The 7,091-nt window shown below is 37.1% G+C and carries 6 protein-coding genes; 4 read left to right on the forward strand and 2 right to left on the reverse strand.

Going from position 1 to position 7,091, the window contains the following annotated elements; genetic code table 11:
- The 4 genes from AC1DDX_RS25580 to AC1DDX_RS25595 all read left to right on the forward strand — a co-directional run.
- Positions 1-928: tetratricopeptide repeat protein (locus AC1DDX_RS25580; protein WP_477622838.1), on the forward strand; the 928-nt coding region annotated here is incomplete at its 5' end.
- A 16-nt stretch (positions 929-944) separates the two neighbouring features.
- Positions 945-1,979 carry a tetratricopeptide repeat protein gene (locus AC1DDX_RS25585; RefSeq protein ID WP_477622839.1) on the forward strand — a complete coding sequence of 345 codons (1,035 nt, stop codon included), beginning with the start codon at positions 945-947 and terminating at the stop codon, positions 1,977-1,979.
- A 192-nt stretch (positions 1,980-2,171) separates the two neighbouring features.
- The gene (locus tag AC1DDX_RS25590) at positions 2,172-4,238 is read left to right on the forward strand and encodes an FUSC family protein (protein ID WP_477622840.1); all 2,067 of its coding nucleotides are present in this window, start codon (positions 2,172-2,174) and stop codon (positions 4,236-4,238) included.
- Positions 4,239-4,287: 49 nt separating this feature from the next.
- Complete coding sequence (locus AC1DDX_RS25595; protein WP_172662970.1) at positions 4,288-4,698, forward strand: organic hydroperoxide resistance protein; 411 nt, start codon at positions 4,288-4,290, stop codon at positions 4,696-4,698.
- Positions 4,699-4,769: 71 nt separating this feature from the next.
- On the opposite strand, the gene bioB is transcribed toward AC1DDX_RS25595, so the two are convergent.
- The gene (gene bioB / locus AC1DDX_RS25600; RefSeq protein WP_288879351.1) at positions 4,770-5,780 is read right to left on the reverse strand and encodes a biotin synthase BioB; all 1,011 of its coding nucleotides are present in this window, start codon (positions 5,778-5,780) and stop codon (positions 4,770-4,772) included.
- A gap of 19 nt (positions 5,781-5,799) precedes the next feature.
- The coding region (mgtE, locus tag AC1DDX_RS25605; RefSeq protein WP_477622841.1) for a magnesium transporter at positions 5,800-7,091 on the reverse strand (1,292 nt) is incomplete at its 5' end.

A 7,091-nucleotide genomic window follows, 5' to 3' on the forward strand; every position in this document is an offset into this window, starting at 1 on the left:
GGCACATACAGATAAAGCAATTGCTCATGAGAAATCTAAAGACCTGGTTGAATCTTGGTCGTACAGAGCATTATTTGCTTCAAGAATTGCATTGGTAGATTCATTAGATGCTGCCAATTCATCTGCAAATCAAAAAATTGCTGAAGAAGCGGTAGAAAAAGCAAAAGCATTAGATACTAAAGGCAATGAAAAAGAAAACATTGAAAATGCCAGACTGACTATTCAGGATGCAATGAGAAACAGAGGAATCTACGCTTACCAAAAGAAAGATTTCGCTGGAGCTTTAGCAGCATTTAATGAAGTAACTGCCAAAAACCCTAATGACACAGCCATGTTTATCAACGCTGGTGTTGTGGCTAAAGAAGCAAAAAACTACCCTGAAGTAGTTAGAAACTTTAAAAGAGCTATTGAGCTGAACTACAAAGATTCTAAAATGCTTTATAATGATATCATCAAAACTACTTTTGATGATATAAAGGATAGTGTTGCAGGTTTAACTATATTAAAAGAAGCATCTGCTAAGTATCCTGAGGATCCTTATTTTATAGGTGTTGAAACTGACATTTACTTAAAAAGAGGAGATATTGCTAAATCACAGGAAATGCTTGGTAAATTGGTAGCAAAAGAGCCTAAAAATGCAAACTATCAGTCGTTACTAGGTGATACTTACTATAAACAAGCACTTGCTATACAAACTCAAAGAAATGCTTTAGATCCTAAGAAAACTAAAGAATTTAGTGAGTTGGGTACTAAAATGACTAAATTCATAGATCAGGCAATTCCTTACTATAAAGCAGCACTTGATATAGATCCAAAACATGTAAATACTTTGGAAAACTTAGCTATTATATATGCTTATATTTTTAGTTGTAACGACTTGGAACCTGGCTTTTTCACAAAAAAGTCAACTTCTAATAGCAAGAAATAGCGTAGGTAAATTGCAAATGGCCATAAACAATAAGCAAGATGCTAATGCACAATTGGGAATAATAGGGGAAGGGATAAAAGCGAGCGAAGCTGCGCAGAATGATAAGAAAACAAAGAAATGGCCTGAAACATGGGCAATTAAAGCATACTTAAGCTCATATGTAGCTATCACAGATCCTAATGAGGGTAATTCCGATAAATATTATGGTTTAGCCATAGAGGCTATAGATTCAGCTAAAAGACTAGATAAATTTCAAACAAATACCCATTTAATAGAGGCATCTATATACAATATTAATATCAAAAAGCAGGAAAAAGCAAATGCAGCTTTCGCAAAGAATGATTTCACAACAGCCTTCAGCTTATTAAAAGAAGTAAGTGATTTTTTTCCAAAAGATACCACTTTAGCTGTTAATACAGCTTTAGCTGCTCAAAATATCAGAGGTTTCGACAATGCGCTCGAATATTTCAAAAGAGCAAAAGAAAACGGAGCAAGAAATCCCGCAATATTTCAGAATCTTGCCAATATATACACTTCAAAATTTGAAACCGACCAAGCAATCAAAACACTTGAAGATGGAATTCGAGTAAATGCCGGAGATGTAAATTTGACTAACAACTACATCAACTTATTACTTGATAACGAAAAATATGTTGAAGCGATAAAAGTTATTGAGAATACACTTAAGACTGACACAGCCAACAAATTACTTTATTTCCTATATGGATACCTATACCAAAATAATTCCGGCTTAGGAACGGCAGAATTGGCTTATAATAAAGCATTAGTTATAGATGAGAATTATTTCGATGCTTTGTACCAATTAGGTGTCGCGTATATACAATCTGCCAATGAAGCCTTAAAATCAACCAGCGCAGATAAAAATCAGAAATTTACATCATTCATTAACAGAGCTGAAGTTGCATTACTACAAGCTCATGAGATCAATCAGAATGATAAACCAACTGTCCAGCTGTTAATAGAAATCTATACGCGTAAGAACAAGCTGGATAAAGTTCAAGAACTTAAATCCAAACTAGAAGAGTTTTAATTCGGATAACATCCCTCACAAGAGAGATGTGCAATTTATTACTTAACATAATATTAATTATGTGACTTATATATAATATTATTTGTAAGTGCGTTCTATCAGTTTTTTTATTATTTTGCAATAAGTGATTTTGCTGATACATAGTTTTAAAAATTGTCAAATTATTGGTATTTGATCTGCTAAATTTGCAATATGTTTGATCGTCCCATTAGAAGTATTCATGATTTCCTGCTTAGCACTTACTTTGCTGACGGCCTGAGAATTACATTCGGTGTTCTTTGTCCTTCTTTAATTTTAGCCCAGTTTGGAATGCTTCAATATGGTATGACTTTATCATTGGGAGCTTTATGTGCTAGCGTTGTCGATTCTCCTGGCCCAATTATACATCGCAGAAATGCCATGTTAATTACCACAGTTTTAATCACATTAATATTTATAATTGTCGGGCTTACCAACAGCAATATTTATTTTACAGGAATTGTTATCGCTGCCTTCAGCTTTGTGTTCTCCATGTTTTTTCTATATGGTTTAAGAGCTGCTTCAATTGGAACCGCTGCATTATTGATCATGGTGTTAAGTATTGATGACATTAGACCCTGGACGGAAGTTCTGTTCTCTGCTTTACTTATTTTCGCTGGTAGCATTTGGTATACGTTGCTCAGCTACTTTTTCTATAGATTAAGGCCATATCGAATTGTTCAGCAAACCCTTAGTGACTCAATCCACTCGGTTAGCGAGTTTTTAAGAGCAAAAGCGAAATTTTATCGTCAAAATACAGATTACGACGATAATTATGCTGATTTACTTCAATTGCAAGTCACCGTACATGAAAAACAAGATGCTGTTAGAGAAGTTCTATTTAAAACTAGAGAAATAGTTAGAGAAACAACTCCCGAAGGCAGGTTCCTCCTATTGGTTTTTGTAGATATGGTCGATCTCTTCGAACAAGTAATGTCTACCTATTACAATTACAAGCAACTTCATGAACAATTTGATGCTTCAGGAATTTTGATACATTACGAATCCGTAATTATAAAAATAGCCGATGAGCTCGATGATATTGCCTTCTCCTTAAAAACAGGAAGCACCCCTAGCCTACCCACTTCGCTAATTGAAGATGTAGCTAAACTAAAAAATGAAATTACTGCACTTGAAGTTAATAATACGGAAAATCAATATAATACGCTTGGTATCATCGCTTTAAAGAATATTGAGGTAAACATAGAAAATATCCTATCTAGAATTAAAACCATCAATGGATATTTCAATAAAAGTGAGAAAAAGAACCTTAAACCACGTAACATTGAGGTTGAAAGATTCATTACAAGACAAAATATCGATTTTAAACTATTACTTGAAAACATAACCTTTAACTCTTCAACTTTCAGGCATTCATTAAGGGTTGCTATAGTAATGCTTATTGGTTTTATTGTCGCAAAATCTTTAAGTTTCTCTCATAGCTACTGGATACTCTTAACCATACTGGTAATCTCTAAACCAGGTTTTAGTTTAGCTAAAAAAAGAAATATAGAGCGTCTGATAGGCACTGTAATTGGTGCTTTCGTTGGTATGGGAATATTGGTCTACATTGACGATAAAAACACCCTCTTTGTGATTTTACTGATATGTATGATTGGCTGTTACAGCTTTCAGCGCAAAAATTACGTAGTAAGTGTACTTTTCATGACACCCTATATATTAGTATTATTTGATTTCCTTGGCCTTGGAGGTCTCTCCCTGGCCCGCGAAAGAATCTACGACACATTAATAGGATCAGGTATCGCAATGCTGGCCAGCTATTCATTGTTTCCAAATTGGGAGTATGAAAAGCTCAAGGAGGCCATGATGGACACGCTAACCGCAAACATAAGATACTTTGAACAGGTTAAGCTGTTTTATTCAGAGCAGGTTACAGATCTAACTAACTATAAGGTAGCCAGAAAAGAAGTTTATGTAACAACAGCAAATCTGGCCTCGCTATTTCAGCGTATGTTTTCTGAGCCAAAAAGCAAGCAAATCATGATGAAGGAGTTACATCAGTTTACTGCCCTAAATCACCTCTTATCCTCTTATATAGCTACATTATCTTTGTATAACAAAGACCATACCGGAGTGGTTAATAACGTTCCATTAATCAGAAGAAATATGAATGTTAACGATGATGAGCAAAGTGATGAGATAATCATTGCAGAGCAGTTTGACATGATCCAAAAGGTAGCGTACGATATCTATAAACTATCAGAAAAAATTAAATTGTAAAACTTTAGTTCTGCCGCTGTTGTTATAATTTCATTGTAAAATGAAAAATATGGAAAAACTGTATACTGCATCTGTAACCGCTAAAGGCGGTCGCGATGGACATATCAAATCTAGTGACGGAATAATAGAATTCGATTTAAGAAAACCAAAAGAGTTAGGCGGACAAGGCGGTGCAACAAATCCGGAGCAACTATTTGCCGCTGCCTGGGGAGCCTGCTATTTAGGCGCACTCGGCTCAATTGCACAACACGATGGCGTTGATACCTCCGAGGCAACTGTAGATGTTCAGGTGTCTTTTAATAAAGATGGAAACGCCTTTGTTTTATCAGCAGATCTGGATGTACATATTCCAGGGATAACTACCGAAGAAGCTCAGCACCTGGCAGAAAAAGCACACAGGGCATGTCCTTATTCTAAAGCTACTAAAGGCAATATTGAAACAAGGGTTACAGCTTTGTAAGGCCTTTTATTACATAAAAAGAGACCCGGGCATTACGTCTGGGTCTCTTTTTATGTAAAATTCTCTAATGATTAAACTGCTGCCTCAGTCTGTTTATCTGCAAGTGTATTCGCAGGTCTTCCATTTTTAAAAGCATCTCTGGTCTTTAAGCCCAACAGTTCAAACATAGCCATATCGTCAACAAACGCCGGGTTTGGTGTAGTCAGTAATTTATCACCGGCAAAAATAGAGCTTGCTCCTGCCATAAAGCAAAATGCTTGCTCCAGTGTGCTCATTTCATTTCTACCTGCCGACAATCGCACTACCGAATTCGGCATTACAATACGTGCTGTAGCAATCATTCTAACCATATCCCAAATTGGAACACGTGGTTGCGATTCTAATGGTGTTCCTTTCACCGGAACCAATGCATTTACCGGAACCGACTCCGGGTGGACAGCCATATTTGCTAAGGTCTGCAGCATAGAAACCCTGTCTTCAACAGTTTCCCCTAATCCGATAATACCACCACTGCATACTGTTAATTTTGCTTTACGCACGTTCTTTATAGTATTCAGGCGATCATCATAAGTACGGGTCGAGATAATGCGCTTGTAATCATCTTCTGAAGTGTCAATATTATGATTATAGGCATATAAACCTGCGTCAGCAAGTCGTTGGGCCTGATTTTCAGTAAGCATACCTAATGTACAGCAAACCTCCATATCCATATCATTTACGGCCTTCACCATTTCAATTACACGATCAAAGTCACGGTTATCACGTACTTCGCGCCATGCCGCCCCCATGCACAAACGTGATGCACCGCCTTCTTTAGCCTTTACAGCTGCACTTACCACCTGGCTAACCTGCATTAAAGGCTGAACTTCCAAATCAGTATGATAACGTGCTGCCTGCGGGCAATAAGAGCAATCTTCGGCGCAACCACCTGTTTTTATCGAGATCAAAGAACTCACCTGCACTTCTGCATAGTCTTTATTCTCGCGGTGTATTGTTGCTGCTTCGTAAACGAGATCCAAAAATGGCTTATGATATATGGCTGATATTTCTTCTTTTGTCCAGTTGTGTTTTGTTGGTTGCATATAATAATGAATAATAGAATTAAAGTAAAAGCTTGCTTGCTAAACCCAGCAGCAGCAAAAATCCGAAAACATCTGTAAATGTTGTAATAATTATTGAAGAAGCAATGGCCGGATCAATTCCAACCCGCTTTAAAATTAATGGAATACCTGCTCCTGTTATGCCGGCTATTAACAAATTACCTGTCATAGCCAGAAAAATCACCAATCCAAGCATTGGATTAGAATCAAAAAACACGGCAAATAAAAATACAATTAAGCCTGTTACGGCACCGTTAATAAGACCTACGGTAACCTCTTTCAATACTGTTCTGTATGCCTGGTTATCCGTAAGGTCGTATAGTGAAATCCTTCTCACGGTTACAGCAAGTGCCTGAGTAGCTGCATTACCGCCCATTCCGGCAATAATTGTCATGTAAGCAGGCAATACTTCAATTAGCTTAATAGTGGGCTCAAAATGACGGATAACCCCAGAAGCGAGAAACGCCGTTCCTAGATTCAATATCAACCATGGTAAACGCGATTTCACAGCCTCAACCCAGTTACCACTTAGTTCCTCATCTTCCGATACCCCTGATATYTTTAAGATATCCTCAGTATTTTCATCCTCTAAAACATCAATAACATCATCAAACGTTACACGTCCTAGCAATTTCATGTCATTGTCTAAAACCGGAATACTGGTAATGTTGTATTGAGAAATAAGCCGGGCAACCTCTTCCTGATCTGTATCCGGATGTACCCATGCAACCTCAGCTTTAACAAGCTCTGTTATTTTTACATTTCCTTTGGCTTTAATGATGTCCTTTAAAGAAACAATCCCCTGAAAAGTATTTTCATCGTCTATTACATAAACAGTATAAAACTCTTCAATCTCTTCGCTTTGGCGGATAATTTCATCAATAGCGTCCTTTTTGGTCAGGTTTAAATTTATACGGATAAACTCCGTGTTCATCAAACCACCGGCAGTTTCTTCGTGGTAACTTAACAAGTTACGGATGCTCGAAGCATCATCTTCACTCAGATCTCCAAGAATTTCTTTCTGTTCGTGTTCCTCCAGTTGAGATATGATGTCTGTAGCATCATCATAATCCAATTCCTCAACAATCTCTGTCCGCTTATCGGGATGCAACTGAAGCAAAAGTTCTTCAGGATGCGACTCCTCGTGCATCTCTGAGATGACTTCTGAAGCGATTTCTACCGATAAAAGGTTGATAATGCGCTGCTTGTCCTCTTTAGCTAAACTTTCAAATAAGATCGCAATTTCAGACGCGTGATATTCTTCGAGAATAACCTTTAGTTCCTCATCACTAC

It is taken from the genome of Pedobacter sp. 10L46_2, from assembly GCF_056395165.1.

Excerpts from the sequence above, each read along its gene's own strand:
- bioB (WP_288879351.1), bottom strand. The coding sequence starts at position 5,780 with ATGCAACCAACAAAACACAACTGGACAAAAGAAGAAATATCAGCCATA.
- AC1DDX_RS25595 (WP_172662970.1), top strand. The coding sequence starts at position 4,288 with ATGGAAAAACTGTATACTGCATCTGTAACCGCTAAAGGCGGTCGCGAT.
- AC1DDX_RS25585 (WP_477622839.1), top strand. The coding sequence starts at position 945 with ATGGCCATAAACAATAAGCAAGATGCTAATGCACAATTGGGAATAATA.
- AC1DDX_RS25590 (WP_477622840.1), top strand. The coding sequence starts at position 2,172 with ATGTTTGATCGTCCCATTAGAAGTATTCATGATTTCCTGCTTAGCACT.